General features: G+C 46.0%; 30 protein-coding genes. 24 read left to right on the top strand and 6 right to left on the bottom strand.

The features are described 5' to 3' along the window. Positions 1-2 precede the first annotated feature (2 nt). Positions 3-887 carry a transporter gene (locus GQ359_RS07880; protein ID WP_215386472.1) on the bottom strand — a complete coding sequence of 295 codons (885 nt, stop codon included), beginning with the start codon at positions 885-887 and terminating at the stop codon, positions 3-5. A gap of 110 nt (positions 888-997) precedes the next feature. Between GQ359_RS07880 and GQ359_RS07875 the strand changes: the two genes are divergently transcribed. Next, the gene (locus GQ359_RS07875; RefSeq protein WP_215386470.1) at positions 998-1630 is read left to right on the top strand and encodes a hypothetical protein; all 633 of its coding nucleotides are present in this window, start codon (positions 998-1000) and stop codon (positions 1628-1630) included. Here GQ359_RS07875 and GQ359_RS07870 read toward each other — a convergent pair. Next, positions 1617-2513: a histone deacetylase gene (locus tag GQ359_RS07870; RefSeq protein WP_215386469.1), complete on the bottom strand. Its 897-nt coding sequence runs from the start codon at positions 2511-2513 to the stop codon at positions 1617-1619. The genes GQ359_RS07875 and GQ359_RS07870 overlap by 14 nt on opposite strands. Before the next feature lie 66 nt (positions 2514-2579). Here GQ359_RS07870 and GQ359_RS07865 point away from each other — a divergent pair, with 66 nt between their 5' ends. Both GQ359_RS07865 and GQ359_RS07860 read left to right on the top strand, forming a co-directional pair. After that, positions 2580-2759, top strand: coding sequence for a DUF2256 domain-containing protein (locus GQ359_RS07865; RefSeq protein ID WP_215386468.1), 180 nt, complete (start codon positions 2580-2582; stop codon positions 2757-2759). Between the two features lie 3 nt (positions 2760-2762). Next, the gene (locus GQ359_RS07860; protein ID WP_215386467.1) at positions 2763-4016 is read left to right on the top strand and encodes a DASH family cryptochrome; all 1254 of its coding nucleotides are present in this window, start codon (positions 2763-2765) and stop codon (positions 4014-4016) included. Positions 4017-4023: 7 nt separating this feature from the next. Here the strand turns inward: GQ359_RS07860 and GQ359_RS07855 are convergent, their stop codons facing one another. From GQ359_RS07855 to GQ359_RS07845, 3 genes are all read right to left on the bottom strand, one after another. Beyond that, the gene (locus GQ359_RS07855; protein WP_215386466.1) at positions 4024-4401 is read right to left on the bottom strand and encodes a DUF2237 family protein; all 378 of its coding nucleotides are present in this window, start codon (positions 4399-4401) and stop codon (positions 4024-4026) included. A 43-nt stretch (positions 4402-4444) separates the two neighbouring features. Then, positions 4445-4972, bottom strand: coding sequence for a histidine phosphatase family protein (locus GQ359_RS07850; protein WP_251367857.1), 528 nt, complete (start codon positions 4970-4972; stop codon positions 4445-4447). A 61-nt stretch (positions 4973-5033) separates the two neighbouring features. Continuing rightward, positions 5034-5729, bottom strand: a complete 696-nt coding sequence (locus GQ359_RS07845) for an SDR family NAD(P)-dependent oxidoreductase (protein WP_215386464.1) — start codon at positions 5727-5729, stop codon at positions 5034-5036. A gap of 59 nt (positions 5730-5788) precedes the next feature. Between GQ359_RS07845 and GQ359_RS07840 the strand changes: the two genes are divergently transcribed. The 17 genes from GQ359_RS07840 to ccmI all read left to right on the top strand — a co-directional run bounded on the left by GQ359_RS07840 (position 5789) and on the right by ccmI (position 18217). Then, on the top strand, positions 5789-6067 hold the full coding sequence (locus GQ359_RS07840) for a TIGR03643 family protein (RefSeq protein WP_215301718.1): 279 nt from the start codon (positions 5789-5791) through the stop codon (positions 6065-6067). Next, positions 6064-6450: a thiol-disulfide oxidoreductase DCC family protein gene (locus GQ359_RS07835; protein ID WP_215386463.1), complete on the top strand. Its 387-nt coding sequence runs from the start codon at positions 6064-6066 to the stop codon at positions 6448-6450. Before GQ359_RS07840 ends, GQ359_RS07835 begins: the two co-directional genes overlap by 4 nt. A gap of 4 nt (positions 6451-6454) precedes the next feature. Beyond that, positions 6455-7003 carry a chalcone isomerase family protein gene (locus GQ359_RS07830; RefSeq protein WP_215386462.1) on the top strand — a complete coding sequence of 183 codons (549 nt, stop codon included), beginning with the start codon at positions 6455-6457 and terminating at the stop codon, positions 7001-7003. After that, entirely contained in the window at positions 7003-7557 is a 555-nt protein-coding gene (locus GQ359_RS07825) for a DUF3833 domain-containing protein (protein WP_215386461.1), read from the top strand. The genes GQ359_RS07830 and GQ359_RS07825 overlap by 1 nt, the downstream gene beginning before the upstream one ends. Before the next feature lie 26 nt (positions 7558-7583). Next, a complete protein-coding gene (locus tag GQ359_RS07820; protein ID WP_251367856.1) occupies positions 7584-9110 on the top strand; it encodes a cryptochrome/photolyase family protein in 1527 nt (508 codons plus the stop codon). An 86-nt stretch (positions 9111-9196) separates the two neighbouring features. Beyond that, positions 9197-9649 carry a DUF2452 domain-containing protein gene (locus tag GQ359_RS07815; RefSeq protein ID WP_215386460.1) on the top strand — a complete coding sequence of 151 codons (453 nt, stop codon included), beginning with the start codon at positions 9197-9199 and terminating at the stop codon, positions 9647-9649. Between the two features lie 29 nt (positions 9650-9678). Continuing rightward, complete coding sequence (locus GQ359_RS07810) at positions 9679-10659, top strand: quinone oxidoreductase (protein ID WP_215301709.1); 981 nt, start codon at positions 9679-9681, stop codon at positions 10657-10659. A 148-nt stretch (positions 10660-10807) separates the two neighbouring features. Then, positions 10808-11218 carry a carboxypeptidase-like regulatory domain-containing protein gene (locus GQ359_RS07805; RefSeq protein ID WP_215386459.1) on the top strand — a complete coding sequence of 137 codons (411 nt, stop codon included), beginning with the start codon at positions 10808-10810 and terminating at the stop codon, positions 11216-11218. Between the two features lie 183 nt (positions 11219-11401). After that, on the top strand, positions 11402-12049 hold the full coding sequence (gene ccmA / locus GQ359_RS07800; RefSeq protein WP_215386458.1) for a cytochrome c biogenesis heme-transporting ATPase CcmA: 648 nt from the start codon (positions 11402-11404) through the stop codon (positions 12047-12049). Further along, positions 12046-12711 (top strand): heme exporter protein CcmB, encoded by a 666-nt coding sequence (gene ccmB / locus GQ359_RS07795; protein WP_215386457.1) that lies wholly within the window; start codon positions 12046-12048, stop codon positions 12709-12711. Before ccmA ends, ccmB begins: the two co-directional genes overlap by 4 nt. Then, a complete protein-coding gene (gene ccmC / locus GQ359_RS07790) occupies positions 12708-13478 on the top strand; it encodes a heme ABC transporter permease CcmC (RefSeq protein ID WP_215386456.1) in 771 nt (256 codons plus the stop codon). Before ccmB ends, ccmC begins: the two co-directional genes overlap by 4 nt. Continuing rightward, entirely contained in the window at positions 13478-13666 is a 189-nt protein-coding gene (ccmD, locus tag GQ359_RS07785) for a heme exporter protein CcmD (RefSeq protein WP_215301703.1), read from the top strand. The genes ccmC and ccmD overlap by 1 nt, the downstream gene beginning before the upstream one ends. Then, positions 13663-14097 (top strand): cytochrome c maturation protein CcmE, encoded by a 435-nt coding sequence (ccmE, locus tag GQ359_RS07780; protein WP_215386455.1) that lies wholly within the window; start codon positions 13663-13665, stop codon positions 14095-14097. Before ccmD ends, ccmE begins: the two co-directional genes overlap by 4 nt. After that, complete coding sequence (locus GQ359_RS07775; protein WP_215386453.1) at positions 14094-16013, top strand: heme lyase CcmF/NrfE family subunit; 1920 nt, start codon at positions 14094-14096, stop codon at positions 16011-16013. Before ccmE ends, GQ359_RS07775 begins: the two co-directional genes overlap by 4 nt. Beyond that, positions 16010-16534 carry a DsbE family thiol:disulfide interchange protein gene (locus GQ359_RS07770; RefSeq protein ID WP_215386451.1) on the top strand — a complete coding sequence of 175 codons (525 nt, stop codon included), beginning with the start codon at positions 16010-16012 and terminating at the stop codon, positions 16532-16534. The genes GQ359_RS07775 and GQ359_RS07770 overlap by 4 nt, the downstream gene beginning before the upstream one ends. Then, on the top strand, positions 16534-17034 hold the full coding sequence (locus GQ359_RS07765; protein ID WP_215301697.1) for a cytochrome c-type biogenesis protein: 501 nt from the start codon (positions 16534-16536) through the stop codon (positions 17032-17034). Before GQ359_RS07770 ends, GQ359_RS07765 begins: the two co-directional genes overlap by 1 nt. Then, positions 17027-18217 carry a c-type cytochrome biogenesis protein CcmI gene (gene ccmI, locus GQ359_RS07760; RefSeq protein ID WP_215386449.1) on the top strand — a complete coding sequence of 397 codons (1191 nt, stop codon included), beginning with the start codon at positions 17027-17029 and terminating at the stop codon, positions 18215-18217. Before GQ359_RS07765 ends, ccmI begins: the two co-directional genes overlap by 8 nt. Here the strand turns inward: ccmI and GQ359_RS07755 are convergent, their stop codons facing one another. Beyond that, positions 18218-18979 carry an SDR family oxidoreductase gene (locus tag GQ359_RS07755; RefSeq protein WP_215386447.1) on the bottom strand — a complete coding sequence of 254 codons (762 nt, stop codon included), beginning with the start codon at positions 18977-18979 and terminating at the stop codon, positions 18218-18220. It abuts the gene before it with no gap. 116 nt (positions 18980-19095) lie between these two features. Here GQ359_RS07755 and GQ359_RS07750 point away from each other — a divergent pair, with 116 nt between their 5' ends. The 4 genes from GQ359_RS07750 to GQ359_RS07735 are packed head-to-tail and all read left to right on the top strand — an operon-like array spanning position 19096 to position 24878. Beyond that, positions 19096-20397 (top strand): TAXI family TRAP transporter solute-binding subunit, encoded by a 1302-nt coding sequence (locus GQ359_RS07750; protein WP_215386444.1) that lies wholly within the window; start codon positions 19096-19098, stop codon positions 20395-20397. A gap of 29 nt (positions 20398-20426) precedes the next feature. Then, a complete protein-coding gene (locus GQ359_RS07745; protein ID WP_215386443.1) occupies positions 20427-21182 on the top strand; it encodes a 2OG-Fe dioxygenase family protein in 756 nt (251 codons plus the stop codon). Positions 21183-21187: 5 nt separating this feature from the next. Then, positions 21188-22429, top strand: coding sequence for a nitrate/nitrite transporter (locus GQ359_RS07740; protein WP_215386441.1), 1242 nt, complete (start codon positions 21188-21190; stop codon positions 22427-22429). A gap of 10 nt (positions 22430-22439) precedes the next feature. Then, on the top strand, positions 22440-24878 hold the full coding sequence (locus GQ359_RS07735; RefSeq protein WP_251367855.1) for a heavy metal translocating P-type ATPase: 2439 nt from the start codon (positions 22440-22442) through the stop codon (positions 24876-24878). The last annotated feature ends 7 nt before the right edge of the window (positions 24879-24885 follow it).

Below are 24885 nucleotides of genomic sequence, written 5' to 3'. Positions count from 1 at the left end.
CGTTAAAACTCTTTCGCAAGTCTTACTGCAAGCACTCGAGTTTGTACAAACCCATTTTTGATTTCCATATCTCTGCCGTATTGCAGGGAGAATCTGCCAATAGGCGTGTGCGCCTGACCGCTTAGCAAAAATCTTTGGGTATTCACCACATTATTTTGATAGCTGTTATTAATTGAGGTTGCACCACCAGCAACATAAAAGTAAGAGGCTGCTACGGTAAAGATTTGGTTAATGCGATAAATGGGCCCCAGCTGAGTAGTGGTGAGTGGCTTTTGGTTTAATGAAGCAGTGGTAGTTAGGCTTCTCGTGCATGCTAAGCCGCACTGACTATTGCCACCGAACCACATTGTGTCGACTGCAATCATGCCATCTACATTGGAGGTGATCGGTGTCTGAAAGCCCATCTGTAAATCAGTCCTAAATCGATTCTCGCCTACATTAAAAGACCTTTGACTAGAGTAACTCCCAGTCGGGCTAATGAGATAGGCTGCCAATCCAAAATACGTTCGAGTTGACCTATTGGAGTACGGCCAAATAGCAGTGGCAAACGTGAGATCACCAACACCCGTATCGCTTGCTTGGTTGGCTAGTGAACCCTTTGGGTTAATGCTTCCATATGGAAGTTGAATAAAACTTGCTGCGGGAAGGTTACCCATGTCATAGGTTCTAGTGCCACGAAAAATCGCGCTTTGGGTATCAATGACTGGACTACCCGCTTCCGCGGCACCATTTTTATAAAGCGTATTGTTCTCGGTATTAAGATAACTGACCGTGATGTAGTTCTTATTAGGGAGAGGGGCAACAATATCGTTAGGCTGTAAATCAATCGCCCATACTAAGCCTGGCCCAAAAGCCATTAGCAGGAAGAGATTTTTAATCCTAAACATAATTCGAGGATTCTAATGTGCATTTCTAGATCTTTTATAAAACTGATCTAAACCTATAAGATGTGTCTTTCAGACCTTATTTTTCAATACCGAACCTTTCTTAGGCTGCTATGACCCAACCTTCATCAATATTCCCAGTCTTATGCATGGTGTTTAGCTTAGTGATGCTATCTGGCTGTCAGTCGACAGGTGCGGATGGAAAGCCTTTAACTGCTCAAGAGATTGTGCAGAAAAGAGAGGCGACGCTTGCAATGTCTAAGGTGGGTTTGGCTGCTCTCATTAAGCAAAATCCCGCAATCAGGAAGGATATAGAGACCTCTCCGGGATACGCAGTCTTTAACACTACCAATGTCAATGTGGTGTTATTGGTGGTCGCTAGGGGTGAGGGCGTTTTATTTGATAAGCGTCGTTCAGAGCCTATCTTTATGCAAGCCATGAAAACCGGCGAAGGGATTGGCGCAGGATATCAAGATCAGTACCAGATTATTCTTTTTAAGAATACGGATGCAATCAATCAGTTTTTGTTGACCTCAATTGATGGACAGCGTGGCGGCATGGATGTGGATGCAAACTTTTCTGCTGGATCTGGCGGTACTATCCGCTCATTTAATCCTTACATCACAATTTATACGGTTGGACTTAAAGGCTACGACTTGCAAGCCAACTATGGCGGAACACTGTATCTTGTTGATCAACAGCTTAATGATGTCAAGACTATTAATAATTTACCTAAGAAGCAGTAGTAAATTGAAGTGCGGTTTGAATGGTCTGGAAATGAATGTCTACGGTAGTGCAAATCTCTTTTCCATAGCCACCTGCCATTGAGAAGGCAATTGGGATCTGGCGGTCTGCACCATATTTAAAGACACGCTCATCTCTTTGGCGCATGCCCACTTTACTGATGTCTAACTTTCCCAGTCTATCGCCTTCGTGGGGATCTGCACCAGCTAGATAAATAATGAAGTCAGGTATAAATGTATCTAGCATCTCTAATCCCTGATCCAAAGCTTTGAGGTAATCCTCATCTTTACATCCATTGGGCAGGCCAATATCTAAATCACTCTGCTCTTTAGTGAATGGGAAATTATTTTCACCATGAATTGATAGCGTAAAAATGGATTTGTCATGTTGAAGAATGGATGCCGTGCCGTTTCCTTGGTGAACGTCTAAATCTACGATGGCTACTTTAAGTGTTGAGTTCACTTCTTTTTGTAAGGCTCTCGCTGCAATCGCGGAGTCATTAAAAACGCAAAATCCACTGCCCATATTCCGATAGGCGTGGTGCGTTCCACCCGCTAGATTTACTGCTAAACCTTCATCTAGTGCCGCCTTTGCGGCTGCCACAGTAGCACCAGCAGAACGGCGTGATCGCTCCACCATTTTTTCGCTCCAAGGAAAGCCAATCTCCTGTTGCTCCTTTGTGCTTAAATCCCCCGCAATGACTTTCATGAGATAGCTAGGGTCGTGCGCATACAGAATTTGTGTATCGGTAACGGCGGGTGCCTCTACGAGCTCTATGCCCTCTAGTTGTGTAACGAGGTCGCGCAACTGGCTGTACTTTTCCATCGGAAAGCGGTGTCCCGGTGGAAGTGGTAAAACATAGTGGTCGGTATAAAAAGCTTTCAAAGCAATCTTGTTTTCATTTGACTTTTACGTGTGTCGAATAGTCTATTCGTTTTTCTATAGGTAGGTATGGCTCGATCTGAAAAAGCAGGATTTAAGGGGAATAAATCATTTTTGCCCAGTAAGACCTGTCTGGTCTGCGGTAAGGAGATGACGTGGCGTAAGTCGTGGGCTAAAAATTGGGATGAGGTCAAATATTGCTCTGATGCCTGTCGCTCCAAAAAGTCCAGCAGTAAGGCGGAGGTGTAATCGATGCGCACCTTGATTTACTGGTTTCGAAATGACTTGCGATTGGCGGATAACCCAGCATTTGCGCAAGCTTGCTCAAATGCAGATTATCTTTTGCCGGTGTACATCCATGATTCAAAAGAGCAAGACATGGTTTATGGTTTTGAGAGGCAAGGACTGCATCGAAAAGCCTTCTTGCGAGCCTCATTGGATGACTTAAGGGCGCAGCTACAAGCTCAGGGATCAGATCTATTCGAGTTGGCTGGCAAGTCGACAGAGGTATTGTTGCAGCTAGTTCAGGATACTGCTGCAACAGCAATTTATTGCGAGCAAATTGCAGCGCCCGAGGAAATAGAGCAAGTACGAATTTTGCAAGAGCAGGCAGTTGAGGTTAAGGAGTTCTGGCAATCAAGTATGTTGGAGCCGCAAGCCTTGCCATTTGCATTAGAAAACATGCCCGATGTATTTACGATATTTAGACGCGAGGTCGAGCGAGCACAGCTCAAGTTTGCACAGCCCATCAATGCGCCCAAGAAGATTCCTTTACTACCAAGGCTTTTACCTCAGCACCCAATATCACCCTCTAGAACTCAAGCAGTTGCACACCCATATTTTGTGGGAGGAGCTAGTCATGCACAGACCCATCTGAAGCAATACTTAGAGCGGCGTTTGCCAGATAGTTATAAAGAGACCCGCAATCAACTGATTGGTATGGATTACTCCAGTAAGTTTTCAGCATGGCTTGCCCTGGGTTGCATTTCGGCACGTGAGATAGCGGCGCAATTAAGTGATTATGAAAATCGCTATGGTGCTAATGATGGCACTTATTGGCTTTGGTTTGAATTACTCTGGCGAGATTATTTTCGCTTTATTCACTTCAAGTATGGTCAAAACCTGTATCGCGCCAGCGGCTTAACGGGGCTCGCTGTAAAGCCATCGCCCCAGGCTAGTTTTGAGCAATGGCGCTTTGGCAATACTGGTTCTGAGTTGGTGGATGCTGGCATGCGTGAGCTTTATCAGAGTGGTTACCTATCCAATCGGATGCGCCAGATTGTGGCTGGCTACTGGATATACGACATGCAGGGTGATTGGCGCGCAGGTGCTGCTTGGTTTGAGTCTCAACTAATCGACTATGACGTCTATAGCAATCAAGGTAATTGGCTCTATATAGCTGGGCGCGGCACTGATCCTAGAGGAGGTAGACCCTTCAATGTGGCTAAGCAAACTCAAGACCACGATCCAAAAGAAATCTACCGCAAGCTTTGGCTATCGTCCTAGTAGAGTGTTATAGCTGTTCCACCGCTGCGTATTGCTCTAGCACTTCTAGAGAGACTTTCTCCAAAGCTTTGATGTGGGTACTTTCCAGTTTAATCATCGGCGCACAGTTGGCTTCTAGAGCTTCGATCCAGCGGTTCAGGCAAAGACACCACTGATCGCCCGCAATTAAGCCTGGAAACTGGTATTCCGGTCTTGGGGTGATCAAATCATTACCGCGCTTAAGACTAAATTGCAAAAAGTCATTGCTGACAATTGCACAGACCAAATGACTGCCGAGATCTTGTTCATTTGTTTTGCAGCAACCATCTCTAAAAAACCCTGTCAAAGGATCAAAAGAGCAGGCAACTAGTGGTTGCCCTAAAACATTCAGAGGTAAGTCAGTCATGATGGATGCTTTCGATTGCGTGAAGTTTGTTAACAAAAAGAGGTTATGGGCTTGGATATCGCGTATGCGATAGTGCTCTGCCTGAAGAATCTACTTTGACCAAGATCATGTCACCCGAATTAAGAACTTGGCCCGTGAAGGATTCAATATTGACATGATGGGTGACCATGATGATTGGTGCTTTTGGATGTTGAATGCGCTCCAGCTGAATGAGCTTCATTAAAGCCTCAGTCTGCTTTTGAGCTTGGCTCATATCATCAAAGAAGGACCCGAGTGCCGCCTCCTTTTTAACCTCACCCTTATTGAGTAGGCTTGCAGTATCAAAGCAGCGGCACCAGGGACTGCTGTAGACCTGTGCTTTAGTGATGCCCTGTTTGGTCAACCAATCCCCAGTAGCTTTAGCCTGCTTCTTGCCACGCTCACCCAGATTGCGTTGCGTAGAACATTGGCTTAGCTGGTAACCCTGGGGATCACCAAACCCCGGCGCATCAGCATGACGCATAAGTAAGACATGTTGACCATCTTGCATAGCCTTAGCGAACTCAGTTTGCGCGAAGAGAGATGTTTGCACCCCGACAAGCATGAGTATTGCGAGAAAAATGTGGGAGAAATAGCTCATTAGGTGTTCTGAGTTACCAGGGTAGTCTCTCGCCAGAGTAAGTAATAAAACTGCCTGAATCTTCTTTGCTGAGCGAGAAAAGAACATTGAGCATATCGTTGGCAGCATCTAAAGGAGGTCTACCAATTTGCTCTCCCTTAAAGGGTTTTGATAAGCGAGAATTCACGGTCCCTGGATGCAGTGCCACAAGTGCAGTGTTGGGTTTGGTTCTAGCAAATTCAATCGATGCTGTCTTGATCAGCATATTGAGTGCTGCCTTAGAGGCGCGGTAGCTATACCAGCCACCGAGACGATTGTCTTCAATGCTGCCCACTTTGGCAGAGAGTGTTGCCATGACCGAGTTGGCTGGATCCAGTAACTTTGAAAAGTATTTGATTGTCAATCCAGGCCCGATAGCATTCATTTGCATCAATAGCTGCAATTGCTCGGCATTGAGATCATCTAGTTTCTTTTCTGGCATCCAATCAGCTGAGTGCAATATGCCGATGGTATTGATGATCAGCTGAAAGGGCGCCTCTCCTGAAAGGGCTTTTGCTGCGTCTTCAACGGTGTTGAGATCTTGATAATCAATTGGATTGACAGAGTTTCGATGTATGCCTATTACTTTCGTGCATGCGGGATGCTGTTCCAGCAATTCCATGAAGGCAGAGCCGATGGTTCCAGAGGAGCCAATCACGAGTGCACGGAAGGAATTGGGAATTAATGACATGAATAGGGTAAATGAATGGGGTCTCAGCCAGTTTATTGAATAAGTCTTAAACTTGCTCGATGACGACTCGACTGCCCCAAACGCTTTCAGAAGCAGACCTCTCAAGGTTGATTGAGATGGCCTGGGAGGATCGCACGCCTTTTGATGCTATTAAATCTACTTTCGGGTATTCCGAGCCCCAAGTGATCGCCTTGATGAGAAAACAGCTGAAACGCAACTCCTTTGAATTGTGGCGTAAGCGGGTAACTGGCAGGGCAACTAAGCATGTTGCTCTACGCAGTAAATTGGTTAACCGCGCTTACTGCGCAACCCAGTACAAGCAAAAATCGGCATCATGAAAAAGCTGACCATGTTCTATGATGGCCTTTGTCCCTTATGTCAGGCAGAAATCCAGTTTCTTTCTGGACGTAATCAAGCAGGTTTGCTCAGCTTCGTGGATATTAATTCTGACAAATATGCCCCTGATCATGTAGGTGTTTCTTGCGACCAAGCTTTGGCTTCTATGTGCGCTCAATATGATGATGGTGAGCTGATCCAAGGGGTTGAAGTATTTTCAGCGGCCTATAGCCGGGCCAATCTTCCTAAATTGGCATGGCTATTTTCTAGGCCAACACTCAAACCGATTTGGAATTTGGGCTATCGATTCTTCGCAAGGCATCGCCATGCCATCTCAGCACTACTGGGACCACTTGCTTTACGACTGGTGAATAGAAAGGCATAAGGATATGAAACTCTCTCGCGTATTAGTCATCACCTTAACCCTGGCTATGGCCGCCCCAATGAGTTTTGCTAAAGAGCCACCGCACATTAAAAGTATGATGGGTCAAGCCCAATTGCAGGGGCTAGGCAGACTGAACTTTTGGGGCTTTCATGTTTATGATGCCAATCTATATCGTGGTACCGCTAAGGATTCTCAGGAGTTCGCACTCGAGCTGAAGTATCAGAGGGCATTCTCGGGTGAGGCGATCGCCAACCGTACAGCTGATGAAATGAAAAGCTTGGGTGTTGCCGATGCCCAAGCAACATCTTGGGGTAAAGAGCTAGCAGGCATCCTCCCCAACGTGGAGCCTGGCCAGACTATTGCTGCTGTCTATATTCCTAAGCAGGGAACCAGCTTCTTTTATGAGGGCAGGAAGATATCGCAAATTCAGGGTGCCGATTTTGCAAAAGCCTTTTTTGGTATTTGGTTAGATTCAAAAACAAGCGTCCCAAAACTCAGGGCTGAGCTCTTAGGGCAGGGCTGCCCGCCACCACTCATTTCAGGAGCATGTTAATGCGCAAGATCCATTTCGTTTCAAAGTGTTTGGGTGTTTGCTTGATTGCATTCGGTCTATTTGGCTGTTCTTCGCCTTCAGTAACGCAGTACGCTAACGAGAAGCCCAACTTAGATCTGAGTGAATACTTCAACGGCACGATAGATGCCTATGGAATCTTTACCGATCGTAGTGGTGAAGTGAAAAAACGGTTTACTGTCCTCTTGGTAGCGCAGTGGAAAGTCGTTGATGGTAAAAAAGTGGGCACTCTCGATGAAAGCTTTGAATATTCCGATGGCACGAAGCAAAAGCGTATCTGGACTTTGACTGAAACTTCCCCAGGTAAATATATTGGCAGGGCAGATGATGTGGTGGGTGAGGCGCTGGGTGAATCAGCGGGTAATGCCCTTAACTGGGCTTACACATTGGCATTGCCAGTAGACGGCACGATTTATCACGTGCAATTTAACGATTGGATGTATCTTGTAACGCCAAAGGTCATGCTGAATAAAGCCAAGATGAGTAAGTTTGGAATTGATCTTGGTGAGGTTACCCTGAGCTTTTACAAGCGCTAAGCTGAGCAATTGGTAAGGATGGAGATTTGAAAAAGCTCGTTCTTATTCTGGGTGATCAGCTAGACATCAATAGCTCAGTATTAAAAAATCTCAATCCTCAGGCTGATCAGGTAGTCATGATTGAGTCTGCGGATGAGGCTCAATATGTTTGGTCTCATAAGGCAAAAATTGCATTATTTTTATCGGCAATGCGCCACTTTGCTCAGCATCTAGAAGGGCTTGATATACCGCTTCAATATATCAAGCAATCTCCTAAATCGATTGCTGACACATTGCGGGAAATTCTGAAAAAAGATAACTGCACTCATTTAGTTTGTCTTGAGCCTGGGGAATATCGACTTAAGTGTGAGATTGAAACATTAGCCTCTGAATTAGGTATTGAATTAGAAATGCAGGAAGACCCCCATTTCTATTGCTCACGTCATGAATTTTCTAACTGGGTTGCAGGCAAAAAAGAATTGCGTTTGGAGTATTTCTATCGACTCATGCGCAAGACCCACAACATCCTGGTTGATAAAGAAGGTAATCCAGAAGGTGGGCAGTGGAACTTCGATCGAGATAATCGCAAACCCTTTCCCAAGAAGGGCCCGGGCCTTATTCCGCCTCCAGAATTATTTGAGCCGGATGCAATTACTAAAGCTGTATTGATTGAGGTAGAGGAGCGCTACTCAGATCACCCTGGGTCGTTGGCCAACTTTCAATGGCCGGTTACGCGCCAACAAGCGCTTCAAGCACTCGAGGGGTTTGTAGAGCACCGCTTAGCGACCTTCGGTATCTATGAAGATGCGATGTGGACAGATACGCCTTTTGGTTGGCACTCGCTGTTGTCGAGTTCACTGAATTTAAAGTTGCTCAATCCGAGAGAGGTCATTGATGCCGTTTTGCTTGCTTGGAAAAAGCACAACTTAGAGCTTGCAACAGTAGAGGGTTTCATTCGCCAGATTCTAGGTTGGCGAGAATTTGTGCGCGGCATGTACTACCTTGATATGCCGCAAATGGCACTTGATAACTTTTATGATCACCAGAATGCATTGCCTGCCTGGTATTGGACTGGCAAAACGAATATGAAGTGTATGCAAGAGGCGATTGGGCAGACCTTGCAGTATGGCTATGCCCATCATATTCAGCGACTCATGGTGACTGGTAACTTTGCCTTGCTTGCAGAAATTCTGCCAAAAGAGGTGTGTGATTGGTATCTGGCTATTTATATTGATGCGATTGAATGGGTAGAACTCCCCAATACGGCGGGCATGGCCTTATTCGCGAGTGGTGGTCGTTTCACTAGCAAGCCTTATATTGCCAGCGGTGCCTACATTAAGAGAATGAGTAACTATTGCGGATCTTGCCAGTACAAGCCCGATGTCCGATTTGGGGAAGGTGCTTGCCCGATGACCAATCTCTATTGGAATTTCTTGATAAAGCATCGTCAACAGTTTGAGGCAAGTCCGCGTACCCGATTGATGACCGCCAACTTATCCCGCATTAGCGAAGCTGATCAGCAGGCCATCCAGATACATGCCAAAGCACTTTTGGGGGATTTGAACTCCCTCTAGGTGTTTGTCCTGCTTGTCGGCTGCTACAACGCGTTTTGTGAATTTGTGTCACACTTTCGCCATATAAATCAGTAGGTTAAAAAGCCATGAGAATAGAAGACACCGATCCAGCACGGCATGCTGGCATTGAATATCCCATGGAGGTGGGCGCGCCCGTATTTGCGCCGATTAAAGTCTTGGAAGAAAAAGACAGGGCAGTCAATGTGGCTCGTCAAAATGCCAAGCTTGAATACGATCGCATTATGGAGCAGGCTGAAGTATTAATGAAGCAAGCGCGCTCGCTGCAAGCACGATTGGATGCTACTGAGATGGTTCATAGTGCCAAATTCAGTTTCAATCCCCTGCATGGCAAAACATATCATTTGTATTTTGATAGTCGCATTGGTGCCAATGTATTGATTCAGAATGGTCCAGATCAATGGAGTTGCGGTATTCCTGATTCTTGGACTTATTCTATGGCCGTCAAAAAGCTCGGTGATAGCACTTGGGCTGTTGTTGAGGATGAAGAGCTTGTCTCTTCTGCTGTTGCAGTAAGATAAATTTTTCTATAAAAATAATAAGGTGACTTGTGACAACTGCTCGAATTGTTAATCTTTCAGAACTCGGCAATGCTGATGTGATTCAGTTAATTGATAAAGAGCTTCCAGCTCCAGGAAAAGGGGAAGTTCAGCTTCGTCAAACTGCGATTGGTTTTAACTTTATTGATGTCTATCAGCGCTCTGGTTATTACCCACTCGAGCTGCCAACAGGTTTGGGGCATGAAGCAGTTGGTGTAGTTGAGGCGCTTGGTGAAGGCGTCACTCGATTTAAAATCGGTGATCGTGTCATGTATATCAATGCTGGTATTGGCGCTTATGCGAGTGCACGTAATGTCGCCGCAGATAAGTTGGTCTCAGTGCCAGACAATGTATCCGATGAAGTCGCTGCAGCCGTGTTCTTTAAGGCAATGACTGCACAGTACTTAATTCAGAAAACATATCAGGTGAAATCTGGCGATGTCGTGCTAGTGCACGCTGCTGCCGGTGGTGTTGGTCAAATCTTGGCTGGCTGGGCAAAATCATTAGGTGCTTTTGTGGTTGGAACTGTTGGATCTCAAGCCAAGTTTTCAGCAGCTAAGGAAGCGGGATGCGATGCTGTGGTGGATTATTCAAACCCTAATTGGGTGGAAGAAGTACTCAAGGCAACAGGTGGGCGTAAAGCCAATGTGGTTTATGACTCCGTTGCTAAAACGACATTCCTGGGATCGCTCGATTGTGCTGCACCATTTGGCATGGTTGCTTTATTTGGTGCTGCCTCAGGCCCAGCCCCAGAGATTCAGCCGGAGATTCTGAATAAGAAAGGTTGCCTCTTTTTAACTAGACCTTCTGTATTTCCACATAACGCTACTCCAGAGCTGCTTCAAGAAAATGCTCGTGCAGTGTTTGATGCGATTGCACAAGGTCGAGTGAAGGTGCAAATTGGTGCTAAGTTCACACTTGAACAAGCTGCTGAAGCACATAAAGCAGCCGAAGGAAGAAAAGTTTCAGGTGCAATCATCATGATCCCTTAATGTGGGTTACCGAACATGAGTTGTATTAAAGTAGTTTGCTGAAAAGCCCCGCTTGTGCGGGGCTTTTTTACTTACACTTCAACTTACTTGAGTGATGTACTTGACTGTAGAATGAAGTACACACTTACGCTAATCAAATAAGGCTCACATGAAATTCAATGCCCGACTGATTCTTTCTGCAGCATGTCTCACGTTTTCTTCAATGGTATTTGCGCAGGTACCAGATACTCAATATTCCCAAGGAATCTCTTATATCTCTGGCGGGGTTGGTGAGGAAGAATCTCAGGCGATTTTGACGGAGTCAAAGCAGTGGCCTTTATTGTTAGAGTTATCGCAATTAGAGAATGGTCGTGGCGTTTGGATTTTTGGTGCAAAGATCAAAATTTTGAATGCTATGAATCAAGTGATTTTTGATGCGCAGGCCGATGGACCCTATATCTTGATTAATTTGACTGCAGGTCAGTATCAGATTGAGGCCTCCTACCAAGGAAGCATTCAGAAAAAGTCTATGCTGATTCAGGGTTCTGGACTCCAAAAACTGCCTATTTTTTGGAAATAAGGCGCTTGCCATAGACAAACCCAGGTGTTTGGCTCAGATCATTCTGCTGGAATAGCCTCTATAATTGGCTAAGCGATTGAATTGAAAGAGATTTATTCTCTGATGACTGTTTTAGGTTGTTTGACAGCCCCTAGTGGCTCTTGGACAATGCCTAGGGTGGTTTGATTCAAGCCATTTCTTCCGATGACAGCCACTTATTCTTCCTTCCCAGCATCTCCAAATGCAGCTCTTGAGGCTAGGGGGATTACTTGCGTGCGAGGCGAGCGGACGCTGTTTTCACAATTGAATTTACAGGTCCTTGCCGGTCAGTGTCTCCATATTCGGGGTGAGAATGGGGTTGGGAAGACGAGCCTTTTGCGTTTACTGACGGGATTAGCTTCCCCTGAGTCTGGTGACATCTTATGGAATGGCAATTCCATCAAAGAAGCGGCATCGGAGTATCACGGCAAGCTCTTATTTTTAGGCCATCGCGATGCCTTGAAAGAAGATCTCAGCGCCCTTGAAAATTTGCGCTTGTTTGCAGCGATTGATGACATCTTGCTTTCTGATCAAGATGCTTTTACCTCCCTATGGCGATTTGGCCTGAAAGGGCGCGAAGATCTGCCTGTCAATTGCTTGTCTGCAGGTCAAAAAAAGCGTGTCTTGATGGCTCGCATGGTGACGCGACGGGCACAAGTCTGGATTTTGGACGAACCTTTTAATGCTCTAGATACTCATGCGACCCAAGAGTTGCTAGGCTTGATAGCAGAGCATCTTGAGGGTAACGGTTTGGTAGTCCTGACAAGTCATCAACCCTTATCTATTCCGAATCTGCGAGTGTTGGATCTATGAATGCCTTTGTAGCCATCGTTCATCGTGATCTATTGCTGGTGATGCGTCGCAAGAGCGAGGTCTTAACGGCGTTATTTTTCTTTGTCATAGTGACTAGCCTCTTCCCATTAGGAATCGGTGCCGATACTGCTTTACTAAGAAAAATTGCACCCGGCGTTATTTGGGTTGCTGCCTTGCTTTCCACATTGCTTGGCTTGCAGCGGATGTTCGCAGCTGACTACGCGGATGGCACTCTAGAGCAATTGGTCTTATCCCCGAATTCCTTTACAGTAGCGGTGTTTGGCAAAGTGCTTGCCCATTGGTTGGTATGCGGACTGCCTTTAGTCTTGCTGGCGCCGGTGATTGGCATTCAGTTTGATTTAGATGCTCAGTCTTTGCAGGTCTTAATGGCATCTTTATTGTTGGGAACGCCGGTTTTATCTTTAGTGGGTTCGATTGGGGCGGCTTTAACTCTAGGGGTAAGGGGTGGCAGTGTTTTAATGAGCCTGCTGATTTTGCCGCTGTATATTCCCGTATTGATTTTTGGTGCTGGTGCTGTGTACGCCAGCAGCGTAGGGCTCGATATTACGGGGCATTTCTCCCTATTGGGCGCCTTATTGATTTTGGCATTAGCATTTACACCTTGGGTCAGTGCTATTGCAGTAAAGATTGCTATCGAATGAGTAATGTAAATAATCCATCCTCTAGTCGCATTATTAACTGGTTCAAATTCTCGAGCCCGAGTACCTTTTATCCGCTTGCTGGAAAAATGATCCCTTGGTTTTGGGTGTTAACAGTCATTTTTGGTCTTGCTGGATTGTGGGTCAGTTTTTTTGTGGCGCCGGTAGACGCTGTTCAAGGTCAGGGTTATCGCATTATTTTTGTTCACGTACCTGCCTCTTGGATGTCGATGTTTATCTACTTAGTGATGGCTGCCTGGGCTGGATTAGGTTTGATATTTAATGCGCGTCTGTCGGCCATGATGGCTCAGGCGCTTGCACCAATTGGTGCTTGGATGGCTTTTTTATCTCTATGGACTGGAGCCTTCTGGGGTAGGCCTATGTGGGGCGCATGGTGGGTATGGGATGCACGCTTAACTTCTGAGTTAATTCTGCTCTTTTTATATCTTGGATTTATTGCCCTACAAGCATCGATTGATAATGTTCGCCGTGCCGATAAAGCAGGGGCAATTTTGGCTTTAGTTGGCGTAGTAAACGTCCCCATCATTTATTTTTCAGTGAAATGGTGGAATACCTTGCATCAAGGTGCCTCTGTTTCCTTAACTAAGGCTCCGGCCATGGCCCAGACCATGTTGTGGGGAATGTTATTAATGGCTTTATGCTTCTGGATGTACTCAATCGCAGTAGGGTTAATGCGTGTGCGTGCCATCATTTTGGAGCGCGAGGCCCATACTGACTGGGTTAAGCAATTAAACGAGGTAAAGCATTGATGTGGAATAGTCCGGCGGAATTCTTTGCAATGGGTGGTTATGCGCTCTATGTATGGAGTAGCTTTGGCGTTTGTGCCTTGGTACTCTTGCTTGAGCCCCTGGCTGTTCGGGCGCGACACAGAGTGATTGTGCGAAGACTTCAGCGTGAAGTGATGGCAGAGCAGTTTGATCAAAAGGGTGGTAAGTGAAACCAAGACATAAACGGGCCGCCATTATTGTTGGCGCACTCATTGCTATTGGCATCGCAGCAACATTGATTTTGAATGCGCTCAATAGCAATATCGCTTTGTATGTTACCCCCAGCGAAGTTGCTGCTGGTAAGTCACCGGCTGGTCAAGTCTTTCGGATTGGCGGCATGGTCAAAGATGGATCAGTGAAGCGAGATGGTTTGACTGTCCACTTTGTAATTACCGATATGGCGAAAGATATTCCTGTTGCCTATACAGGCATTCTTCCGGATTTGTTTAAAGAAGGTAAGGGTGCAGTTATCCAAGGTCGCTTAAATCCGGATGGACAATTTGTTGCTAGCGAAGTGCTGGCTAAGCATGATGAGAACTACATGCCACCAGAGGCCAAGCATGCCTTGGATCAGGCTCAAAAAAATGGAAATAAACAATGATTCCTGAGTTTGGGCATTACGCGTTAATCCTGGCTTTATGTGTTGCCATTCTTCAGGGAATTCTTCCATTGGTCGGCGCGCATCAAAGTCGCCGTGAATGGATTTTGTTGGCCAGGCCAGCTGCGCAAACTGTTTTCTTATTGCTCGCTATTGCCTTCGTCATCTTAGCGTGGAGCTTTTATACGAATGATTTTTCTGTGCTCTATGTTGCAGATCATTCCAACTCACAAATGCCAGTCATCTACCGTTTGGGTGCGGTCTGGGGTGGTCACGAAGGCTCTCTATTGTTGTGGGTTTTCTTGCTATCGACTTGGACATTCTTGGTGGCCCAACTTTCCAAAGCCTTGGATGAGTTTATGGTGGCCCGTGTCATTGGTGTCTTGGGCTTAGTCATCACAGGACTGCTCTTATTTGTGCTCTTAACTTCTAACCCCTTTGAGCGATTATTGCCAGCTGCTCAGGATGGACGATCTCTCAATCCACTCTTACAGGATCCGGGATTAGTATTTCATCCGCCCATGTTGTATATGGGTTATGTTGGCTTTTCAGTAGCATTTGCATTTGCAATTGCTTCTTTATTATCTGGTCGCCTTGATGCTGCTTGGGCGCGCTGGTCACGTCCTTGGACAACCGCTGCCTGGGTATTTTTAACTCTGGGTATTGCGCTAGGCTCTTGGTGGGCTTATTACGAATTGGGTTGGGGTGGTTGGTGGTTCTGGGATCCTGTTGAAAATGCCTCATTCATTCCCTGGTTAGTTGGTACTGCTTTGTTACATTCGCTTGCGGTTACTGAGAAGCGTGGTGGATTTAAGAGTTGGACAGTGCTCTTGGCAATTACGGCTTTCTCACTTTCACTTCTCGGAACATTCTTAGTGCGTTCTGGAGTGCTGACTTCAGTGCATGCATTTGCGACTGATCCTAAGCGCGGCATCTTTATTTTGATTTTCTTGGTGTTGGTAGTGGGGTCTTCTTTAACCCTCTACGCTTGGCGTGCTCCCAAGAGTACGCTTGGTGGTAAGTTCAGTTTCACCTCACGCGAAACCTTTATTTTGCTCGGCAATGTTTTCTTGGTGGTATCGGCCGCATCGGTGCTCTTGGGTACGCTCTATCCCTTGCTGATTGATGCTCTCCACCTGGGAAAGATCTCAGTAGGCCCTCCATACTTTAATAGTGTATTTGTACCCATCATGATTCCTTTGTTGGTCTTAATGGGAATTGGGCCCTGGACCAATTGGAAGAACTCCAATCTCGTGGATGTCATTAAGCGCTTATGGATTGCAACTCTAGTGGCAGTGATTGCTGCCGCTTTGATTCCCTTCATCATGGGTGAATTTACCTGGCTCAGTAGCCTTGGTTTCTTACTGGCATTCTGGGTCATTGCCTCAGGTGTTTTGCAGATCATTCGTCAAGCTAAAGCAGGTAAGCCTACCCGCTCCTTTATTGGCATGCAGTTAGCGCATTTAGGTATAGCAGTGTTCGTCATTGGCGTCACCATGGTGGGTACTTACCAAGAAGAAAAGGACGTACGTATGCTTCCCGGTGAAAGTGTTAGCGTTGGTGGTTACCAAATTCAACTTCAAAGCGTCTCTGCTGTGCCTGGCCCAAACTACAACGCAATGCAAGGTACCTTCTTGCTTTCTCGTAATGGGAAGTTGGAAGCTACGATGTACCCAGAAAAACGTAGCTACTTCTCTTCCACTATGCCAATGACTGAGGCTGCAATTGATGTTGGCCTGACTCGAGATATTTATGTCTCATTGGGTGAAGAGTTGGAAGATAAGGCATGGGCTGTTCGCGTCTATTACAAGCCATTTGTTGATTGGATTTGGGGCGGCTGTCTATTGATGGCTCTGGGTGGCGTTTTGGCAATGTCAGATAAGCGCTATCGTATGAAATTACGTAAGGCAGCAGTATGAAAGCCAAGTTTTTAATTCCACTTTTCTTGTTTGTAATTTTGGTTGGATTTTTAGCGATAGGCTTGAATCGCGATCCACATGAAATACCTTCGCCACTAATTGGCAAGCAAGCTCCCGCTTTTGAACTCCCTCAATTAGCTGATCCTCAAAAAACCTTTTCACCAGACAGCATGAAAGGTCAGCCCTGGATTTTGAACGTATGGGCTTCTTGGTGTGTTGCTTGTCGTGAAGAGCATCCCGTTTTGGTTGAGCTAGGTAAGTTGGGTGTCGCGCCGATTGTTGGCTTGGATTACAAAGACAAGCGTGAGGATGCGATGGCGATGCTTGCTCGCCAAGGCAATCCTTATGTTTTATCTGCCTTTGATGCGAACGGTCGCGTTGGTATTGACTATGGTGTATACGGTGTTCCAGAGACATATGTCATTGATAAAGCTGGGGTGATTCGGTTCAAACATATCGGCCCAATCACAATGGAACTATTGAATAAGAAGATTATTCCTCTATTGGGTGAGCTTAAGTGATGTTGCGTAAGCTGATCCTAGCTAGTCTTACAAGTATTGCGATTGCTTGTGCGATGAATGTTGCTTTAGCTAAAGACGCCACTCCGCTCGCAGATGATCCGGTCACTGAGCAGCGCTTGATTGCAATTTCAGAAGAAATGCGTTGTCTGGTTTGCCAGAATGAATCCCTTGCGGGATCACGATCTGATTTGGCAAATGATTTGCGTAAAGAAATTCGGATTTTGATTGGTGAAGGTAAAACCGATAAACAAATTCGGGAGTTTATGGTGGAGCGCTATGGCGACTTTGTCTTATATCGCCCACCCGTAAAGCCAATCACTTGGATTTTATGGATAGGCCCTTTTGTGATTTTGCTTGTTGGGATTATTGGCCTAGCAGTGTATTTACGCCGCAGAAATCAAAGAGTGCCAAGTACTACGTTATCCGCAGAGGACAATCGTCGTATTGATGCACTACTTCGGGATGCAAAATCCAGTTCAACAGAAAATGCACATGACTAGTTTTTTAATACCCGCCCTCCTTTTGTTGATCTTGGTCTTGGTGTTATTGCTTCGCCCATTATTTTTCCCAGCTAAAGAATCTGAGACCTCTCGTCGTCAGATGAATGCTGCTATTTATCGCGAGGAGCTCGATAAGCTCGAGGCTGATCGTTTGGCGGGCACGGTTGATGCTGATAGTTACGAGCAAGCTCATGCAGAAATGCGTCAGCGCCTTTTTCAAGATACGGACGAGGCGGATGATCTCGCTGTATTGGGTTCCCCAAAGAAAACTATTGTTGGAATTTGTCTTTTTGTAGTATTGCTTTCAGCAGGTTTTTATTTCTATCTTGGTGATGCTGCTCGAATTGCCGAAAAGAGTGCTGAGCAGCCAATGACTCAAGAAGCTGTTGAAAAGATGGTTACTGAGTTTGCTGCCAAGATGGAGAAGGAGCCTGATAATTTAAAGGGCTGGGCTATGCTGGCACGCTCCTACCGAATTTTGGGTCAGAATGCTGAGGCCGCAAAAGCTTATGCTCGTGCAGGCTCTTTTGTGGATGCTGATCCACAGTTGTTGGCTGACTATGCTGATGTATTGGCGGCAAATGCAAATGGTAATTTTGCTGGTAAACCACAGCAATTGATTAACAAAGCTTTGGCGCTAGATCCAAACAATCTATTGGCCTTGTGGCTTTCTGGAACTGCAGCCTTTAATGCGCAAAACTACAAAGCCGCTGTGCAATCTTGGGAAAAGCTAGAAAAGCAATTACCCCCTGAAACAGATGAGGCGAGAGCGATTGCAGGCTCTATTGCGGAGGCACGTAGCAAAGGTGGGTTATCACCAGCTACTACACCAGCGATTAATAATCGTGGTGTGAGTGGGCGAGTAGGAATATCTTCCGCGCTTCAATCTAAAGTTAAAGCGGGTGATACTTTGATGGTGATTGCTCGTAAGCCTGGTGAGCGTATGCCAGTCGCAGTTCTCAAAACCCCGGTGACTACATTCCCGGTGAGTTTTGTTTTAAATGATGCTTTGGCAATGAGCCCAAATGCCTTGATCTCTCAATTACCTGAGGTATCAGTTGAGGTGCGTATTTCCAAAACGGGTATGGCAATGCCAGAATCTGGCGATTTGATTTCTTCTGCGCAAACCATCAAAGTGGGCACGACAGATGCCCGCTTGATGGTCGATCAAGTTAGACCTTAATTAACCTCGACCAACAAATGGCATATTGCTTGCCATGATGGTCATCGTCAGAATATTGCTCTCTGGAGGTAGTTGAGCCATATGTAGTACTGCTTGCCCAACATGATCCACATCCATTAATGGCTCAGCCTTCTTTGAGCCATCGGCTTGCAAAATTCCGGCGGCCATAGGGATGGTCATTTCAGTACCGGCATTACCAATATCGATTTGACCACAGGTGATGTTGAAAGGACGACCATCTAATGCAATGGACTTGGTTAATCCAGTGATGGCATGCTTAGTAGATGAATAAGGAGCAGACATCGGGCGGGGTGCATGTGCTGAGATGGAGCCATTGTTAATAATGCGTCCACCTTGAGGTGACTGCGCCTTCATCATGCGAATTGCTTCTTGTGAGCAAAGAAAAGCCCCGCAAAGATTGGCATTGACCACGTTCATCCATTGTTCGTAGCTGATCTCTTCCATCGGGATTGCTGGAGCACCCATACCCGCATTATTAAAGAGCACATCAATGCGGCCAAAATGTTTTTGGATCTCTGAAAATAACTGCTTTACTTGTTCTGGTCTACCCACGTCGCAGGCAAGAGCTAAGCAGTTTTGGCTATTTCCGCCAATATCTTGAATGGCTTTATTCAGTTTCTCAAGGTTTCTACCGGTTAAGACAACTTGAAAGCCGCCATTAAGCAGTGCTTTTGCAGCTGCCTTGCCGATACCCGTTCCAGCTCCCGTAACCAGGGCTACCTTATTGAGGTTTGAGTTCATTTCGATCCTAAGGGTTCTTTGAAAACATTCATCTTATCCTAAATGATTCGGGATGAATTCATTCCGCTCTTGATCTATGGGCTAGGGGCATAATGGCAAAAACAAGAAGAATTCTTATGGACTTCATACGCAAAAATATCTACAACCCTATCGCATTTGGCATAGCCTTTTTAGTTCTGGTGGCGATACTTTTTGCTACCTTATGGGTTTTGGTGCCCCCACCGCCCAGGTCCATCCAGTTGGCAACGGGCTTGCCTACTGGTCTGTATCAGCAATTTGGTGAAAGACTTCAGAAAGAGCTTACGGAGGAAGGAATTTCTCTGCGCTTGAGAACGACTGGCGGCACAAGTGATAACTTGGCCTTATTGAATGATCCGCATTCAGGTGTCGATTTTGCAATGGTTCAAGGTGGAGTCGCAGACTTATCCAAGCATCCCAAACTGGTCTCGATTGCAGGAGTGTTTTATGAGCCTGTATGGGTTTGGTATCGAGAGGCTAGCTTTCCGAATGAATCTGGGCGCTTGGGCTTATTGAGTCAGCTGAAAGGTAAGCGCGTTTCCATCGGCAATGAGGGAAGTGGTACTTTAAGTTTAGCCTCGCAATTGCTCGAGGCAAGCGGATTAAGTATGAAAGATATTCACACGGAAAAGCTCAAGCCGTTGGAAGCGTTGGAAAAATTTAAAAAAGGGGAGTTAGACGCTATTTTTTTAGTGAGCGCTGCCGAAGCACCTTTACTTAAAAGTTTTTATGAAACGCCCGGCATTCGCTTAATGAGTTTTGAACAGGCCGAAGCTTATGTTCATTTATTTCCATTTCTTTCTAAGGTAACGGTGCCACGTGGGATGGTCAGTATTGCGTATGACTTGCCTCGTCAAGATATTCAGGTGTTGGCGGCAACAGCTACCTTGGTAGGCAAGGAAGGTATTAGCCCTGCTTTGGTGACATTATTACTTGGCGATACTTACGATATTCTGAAATCCTATGCCTATCTACAAAAGCCGGGAGAGTTTCCATCGGGCACCGGTCTTGATTTTCCTTTGCATGTGGATGCAGAAATCTATCTAAAAGACGGACCGTCTTTATTACATCGCCATTTACCTTTCTGGACTGCGGTATGGATTGGGAGGTTCGCAAAAATCGTCATCCCGCTGTTGGTGATTTTTATTCCCTTGTTTACCTATATTCCTGCGGCCAAGAATTTGTTATTACGACTCAAGCTATCTAGAGTTTATGAAGAGCTGAAGTTGATAGAGAAAAACGCTGCTAATCCAGACTTGAAAGAAAAGAACTTTAAGGAATTGGAGGATATTGAGAGAAGGGTGGGCAATATCAAGGTTTCTATGCTGGACGCAAAAGAGTTATATGACTTAAAGGGGCATGTAGGAGAGGTACGTGGTCGTTTGAATTTGCATTCCTAAGTTGTTTGCTAAAAGCCTAAAATAAGCCCATGACTCTCTCAAGCCTTTTACCCCCGCTGACTCCCGTTAAGGAATTACCTCAATCTTTGCGAGATCAGGGTTATGCAGTGCTATCCGCACAGGATGTGGCCAAAATAGCGCATGTGGATCTAGAACAGCTCTTAGGCCTGAACCAGTTTTGGGAAGGTTTGCCACGCGATCCGTATCTAAAGGATGGGGGGCGCTACCGCTTTCGACGCCATTCAAGTTTCGAGATGAGGGGTGAAAGTCTGACCATAGTGCCGCATCGTGCCCATTGGCAGTCAGTTGACTACAACGCCTTGCATGGCGGCATCGAGCGCTGGTTTGAACCCTCGCAGGCTCAGCTTACTAACAATCCTGCCTGGCAATCTCTTTTGCTGGGGCTGGCCAACGTATTAAGCGGCGTAAAGCAGGTGAATACTTGGTTTGTTGAGGCGCATCAATTTCGGATTGATACGACTGATGGAATTGGTCGCCCAACTCCCGAAGGTGCGCATCGTGATGGCGTGGATTTTGTAGCTGTCTTTTTGCTCAATCGAGTTGGTATTAAGGGTGGTGAGACTCGCATTTTTGATGCAAATGGTTCTGCCGGTTTGAGATTTACACTTTCTGAACCTTGGTCTTTATTGTTGATGAATGATGAACGTATGATTCATGAGTCCACCCCGATTCAGCCCTTAGGGCCTCACGGCTACAGAGATACTTTGGTGCTCACCTTTCGCTCGAATGGTTTTCAGGATTCACCAGGTCGTAGTCAGCAGTAAGTCCTATGCGCTTTAAACCTACCGGTTACACCCCTTTCATGCTCATGGCGCAAACCTGCGCGCTGCTTGGTTTTGCTTGCTACGCTGTCGTGTTAACAACATTGCAAGACGAATGGCATCTCAGTAATTTGCAGTCGGGTTTAATTGCGAGCGCTTTTTTCTTTGGCTATATGCTGATGGTGCCGTTGGCAACAGCCCTGACAGATCGTGTCGATGCAAAAAAAGTCTATCTTGTAGGTGGTCTTTTGGCTACAAGTGGATTGCTTGGCATGGGCATCCTTGCTGATAACTTTTTGACTGCCCTGATCTTTATGGCGATTAATGGGGCTGGTTTAGCGGGTACCTATATGCCTGGCTTAAAGATTCTTTCTGATCGCATTAAGACCGGAGAATTGAGTCGTCATATTGCTTTCTATACGGCTTTCTTTGGCATTGGTACTGGCTTTTCATATCTTTGCTCAGGCTGGATCTTGGATGGTTTGGGCTGGCGCTATGTTTTCGGAATCATCGCCTTAGGCCCATTTACCGCATTATTGATTGTGCTGATATTTATTCCTGCGCTGACTCATGAAAAATGGCATGGCCCTATTCATATTCGATTGCACGACATTTTTCCAGTGGACAAATGGCGCTTAGTTTTGCAAGATAAAACAGCTTCAGGATTTATTTTTGGTTACACAGTGCATTCGATCGAACTATTTGCTTCTCGTAGTTGGTTGGTTGCCTTTTTTGCTTTCTGTGCAATCACGACTGGCGACTCTTTTCTCTTAACCGCTACCACCCTTGCTGGTGTCATTAATTTTTTTGGTGTTCCGGCATCCATTACTGGAAATGAGATTGCCTTAAGAATAGGGCGTCAAAAATGGATTTTCATTGTCATGCTGACTAGTGCAGCATTTGGCATGGCGCTGGCTTTATCAACCGGACAATCTTGGTGGTTAATTATTGCATTGGCAACGGGACACGCAATTTTTATTATGGCTGACTCCGCCACTTTAACTGCGGGTTTGGTGGTGAGCGCGCAAGAAAATATTAAAGGCGCTGCAATGGGTCTCCATTCTTTAATGGGTTTTGGCGGCGGTCTATTAGGCCCGGCGATTTTTGGATTTGTACTTGATTTAACAGGCTCTCGTAGCTCACAAATTGCTTGGGTCTGGGCATATTTCGCCATAGTGATCTGGGGTGTTCTATTTGTTCTATATGAACGCCGTAATGGCTGGGTAAGCAAGTCTCCCGCTCGCAATTAATGATGCATTCATGAGCGCTAGCATGCCAAGCAATAGCTGCTATCACTGTGGAAGTTTTATTCTTCCAAGTGACTCTTATGAACTTGACTTAGGTGGCGTCAATAGAAAATTTTGTTGCGCTGGTTGCATGGCAATTGCGCAAACTATTCATGGTGAAGGTTTGGAGGTGTTCTATGCACGTCGTGCACAGTCAAGTGATAAGCCTGCTGCTTACCTTGCTTCAAATGAAATTCCTGACAACCTAGCTCCTTACGATGATCCTTCTTTGCTTGGCAGATATACTCGGCCAAGTGGTGAGGAGGGTAATCTAGAAACCACTTTACGACTTGAGAAGATTCGCTGTGCTGCTTGTGTGTGGTTATGTGAGCAACATCTCAGGCGTATTCCTGGTGTGAAAGATGTGCAGATTAATTACGTAAGTCAAAAGGTCAAGGCAGAGTTTTCTCCTGGGCAAACTAGCCTAGCGCGTTTGCTATTTGAAGTGGAGCGTATTGGTTACGAGGCGTGGCCATTCGAGCCTTCACTGTCAATTGAAAAATCCAAGAAAGAACGTCGTCAACTGCTGACGAGACTTGGAGTTGCTTTATTGGGCATGATGCAAGTCATGATGTATGCCTGGCCAACATACGTTGGTGATAGTGATATTACCGCTGAGTATGACCTCTTACTGGGTTGGACTAGTTGGGCTCTCACTGTTCCAGTGATGGTGTATTCAGCTGGTCCGATTTTTCAGGCTGCATGGCGAAGTGTTGCCTCATTTCGTCAGACGCATATGTTGGGTATGGATGTTCCTATTGCCCTAGCTTTAGCTCTAGCATTTTCTGCTGGTACCGTGAACCTTGCTACTGGCTCAGGCCAAGGCTACTTTGACTCCATCACCATGTTTGTTGCCTTTATCTTGGCGGCACGTTATGTGGAGTTGTTGGCTCGTCAAGATGCGCAGGGTGGGGCGGAGGCTTTAGCAAAACAGTTGCCCGCAACTTGTGAGAGGGTGCCGAACTATCCCGCATCTCAGCAAGTAGAGATTGTTCCGGTTATTAATTGCAACCCTGGTGAGGTTCTTCGTGTTCCACCTGGTGATGTGGTCCCAGCAGATGGTATTTTGATTGAGTGTGAGAGCGCTTTAGATGAGTCACTGCTGACTGGCGAATCAAAGCCAATTGATAAAAAGATTGGTGATCGTGTATATGCTGGTACGCATAACATTCTGAATCCTATGCTTATGAGAATTGATGCAGTTGGTCAATCTACTCGTATTGCTGGCATTGCTTCATTACTGGATCAAGCGCTACAAGCTAAGCCCCTCATGGTGAGTCTGGCAGAAAAGTGGGCTGGATATTTTGTTGGTTTCTTATTGATTGTGGCATTTCTGTCTTCAGCCATTTGGTGGTATGTCGATCCCAGCAGAGCTTGGACAGTTTTAGTTTCAGTTCTCGTTGCTAGTTGTCCATGTGCTTTATCTCTTGCTGTCCCAACAGCCATGGCTGCAGCCCAAGGTGCCGTAACCAAGTTGGGTTTATTAATTGTGCGCGGCCATGTCCTAGAAGGCTTAGTCAAGGCTACTGACTTGGTATTGGACAAGACTGGCACCCTCACCATGGGGCAGCCAGAATTAAAAGAGGTGCTTATTGCTCGCTCAGAATTTTCTAGAGCAGATGTACTTGGTATTGCTGCAGCATTGGAAGCTGGTCAAAAACATCCTTTAGCACTTTCTTTATTGCGTGCAGCTGAATCTGAAAATTGCCCACTGAAAAACTTGCCTGAGCCCGTTACCAATCAATTGGGTAAAGGCTTGAGCTCAGGTTTATATCGATTGGGAAGTGCAGCATGGGTAGGTGCTCAACAGATTGCGCAAGAAGGGCAATATGGACAAGTGCATCTGGCTGATGACAAAGGATTGATAGCAAGCTTTTTATTCTTAGATACACCGAGAGCGGGGCTCGAGAAATTATTGGTCGCTGCAAAATCTCGCAAGATCACTGTGCATTTGGTTTCTGGAGATGATCCTTCAACAGTGTCATGGTGGGCTCATCACGTTGGGATTGATCGCTTCCAAGGCGCTTGCTCACCAGAAGATAAATATCACTACATTGAGCGTTTGCAAAAAGAAGGCCATTTTGTTTGGGCGATTGGCGATGGCATTAACGATGCACCTCTATTAGCAAAAGCAGATGTCTCGATTGCGGTTGGGGCGGGGGCGCCGCTCGTTAGTGCGGGAGCGGATGCGATTTTGACGGCAAGTTCCCTAGCTCCCTTAGCCAAGTCTCTATTGCTGGCAGATAAAACCCAGATGATCATTAAAGAAAACTTGATTTGGGCCTTGGTTTACAACCTCTTGGCTATTCCAGCCGCCATGATGGGTTGGGTCAATCCTTGGATTGCAGGCATCGGCATGTCTCTATCCTCTTTGGCAGTTACATTAAATGCCTGGCGGCTCAGAAAGGCCTAGACTAGAG

This window comes from Polynucleobacter sp. AM-7D1 (assembly GCF_018688455.1).
Classification (GTDB): Bacteria; Pseudomonadota; Gammaproteobacteria; order Burkholderiales; family Burkholderiaceae; genus Polynucleobacter.
This window is presented reverse-complemented; position numbering and strand designations above follow the sequence as displayed.

What these genes read in the sequence shown, in the direction of transcription:
- GQ359_RS07880 (WP_215386472.1), bottom strand. Translation starts at nt 887, where the DNA reads ATGTTTAGGATTAAAAATCTCTTCCTGCTAATGGCTTTTGGGCCAGGC.
- GQ359_RS07875 (WP_215386470.1), top strand. Translation starts at nt 998, where the DNA reads ATGACCCAACCTTCATCAATATTCCCAGTCTTATGCATGGTGTTTAGC.
- GQ359_RS07865 (WP_215386468.1), top strand. Translation starts at nt 2,580, where the DNA reads ATGGCTCGATCTGAAAAAGCAGGATTTAAGGGGAATAAATCATTTTTG.
- GQ359_RS07860 (WP_215386467.1), top strand. Translation starts at nt 2,763, where the DNA reads ATGCGCACCTTGATTTACTGGTTTCGAAATGACTTGCGATTGGCGGAT.
- GQ359_RS07855 (WP_215386466.1), bottom strand. Translation starts at nt 4,401, where the DNA reads ATGACTGACTTACCTCTGAATGTTTTAGGGCAACCACTAGTTGCCTGC.
- GQ359_RS07845 (WP_215386464.1), bottom strand. Translation starts at nt 5,729, where the DNA reads ATGTCATTAATTCCCAATTCCTTCCGTGCACTCGTGATTGGCTCCTCT.
- GQ359_RS07840 (WP_215301718.1), top strand. Translation starts at nt 5,789, where the DNA reads ATGACGACTCGACTGCCCCAAACGCTTTCAGAAGCAGACCTCTCAAGG.
- GQ359_RS07835 (WP_215386463.1), top strand. Translation starts at nt 6,064, where the DNA reads ATGAAAAAGCTGACCATGTTCTATGATGGCCTTTGTCCCTTATGTCAG.
- GQ359_RS07830 (WP_215386462.1), top strand. Translation starts at nt 6,455, where the DNA reads ATGAAACTCTCTCGCGTATTAGTCATCACCTTAACCCTGGCTATGGCC.
- GQ359_RS07825 (WP_215386461.1), top strand. Translation starts at nt 7,003, where the DNA reads ATGCGCAAGATCCATTTCGTTTCAAAGTGTTTGGGTGTTTGCTTGATT.
- GQ359_RS07815 (WP_215386460.1), top strand. Translation starts at nt 9,197, where the DNA reads ATGAGAATAGAAGACACCGATCCAGCACGGCATGCTGGCATTGAATAT.
- GQ359_RS07805 (WP_215386459.1), top strand. Translation starts at nt 10,808, where the DNA reads ATGAAATTCAATGCCCGACTGATTCTTTCTGCAGCATGTCTCACGTTT.
- ccmA (WP_215386458.1), top strand. Translation starts at nt 11,402, where the DNA reads ATGACAGCCACTTATTCTTCCTTCCCAGCATCTCCAAATGCAGCTCTT.
- ccmB (WP_215386457.1), top strand. Translation starts at nt 12,046, where the DNA reads ATGAATGCCTTTGTAGCCATCGTTCATCGTGATCTATTGCTGGTGATG.
- ccmC (WP_215386456.1), top strand. Translation starts at nt 12,708, where the DNA reads ATGAGTAATGTAAATAATCCATCCTCTAGTCGCATTATTAACTGGTTC.
- ccmD (WP_215301703.1), top strand. Translation starts at nt 13,478, where the DNA reads ATGTGGAATAGTCCGGCGGAATTCTTTGCAATGGGTGGTTATGCGCTC.
- GQ359_RS07775 (WP_215386453.1), top strand. Translation starts at nt 14,094, where the DNA reads ATGATTCCTGAGTTTGGGCATTACGCGTTAATCCTGGCTTTATGTGTT.
- GQ359_RS07770 (WP_215386451.1), top strand. Translation starts at nt 16,010, where the DNA reads ATGAAAGCCAAGTTTTTAATTCCACTTTTCTTGTTTGTAATTTTGGTT.
- GQ359_RS07765 (WP_215301697.1), top strand. Translation starts at nt 16,534, where the DNA reads ATGTTGCGTAAGCTGATCCTAGCTAGTCTTACAAGTATTGCGATTGCT.
- ccmI (WP_215386449.1), top strand. Translation starts at nt 17,027, where the DNA reads ATGACTAGTTTTTTAATACCCGCCCTCCTTTTGTTGATCTTGGTCTTG.
- GQ359_RS07755 (WP_215386447.1), bottom strand. Translation starts at nt 18,979, where the DNA reads ATGAACTCAAACCTCAATAAGGTAGCCCTGGTTACGGGAGCTGGAACG.
- GQ359_RS07750 (WP_215386444.1), top strand. Translation starts at nt 19,096, where the DNA reads ATGGACTTCATACGCAAAAATATCTACAACCCTATCGCATTTGGCATA.
- GQ359_RS07745 (WP_215386443.1), top strand. Translation starts at nt 20,427, where the DNA reads ATGACTCTCTCAAGCCTTTTACCCCCGCTGACTCCCGTTAAGGAATTA.
- GQ359_RS07740 (WP_215386441.1), top strand. Translation starts at nt 21,188, where the DNA reads ATGCGCTTTAAACCTACCGGTTACACCCCTTTCATGCTCATGGCGCAA.
- GQ359_RS07735 (WP_251367855.1), top strand. Translation starts at nt 22,440, where the DNA reads ATGAGCGCTAGCATGCCAAGCAATAGCTGCTATCACTGTGGAAGTTTT.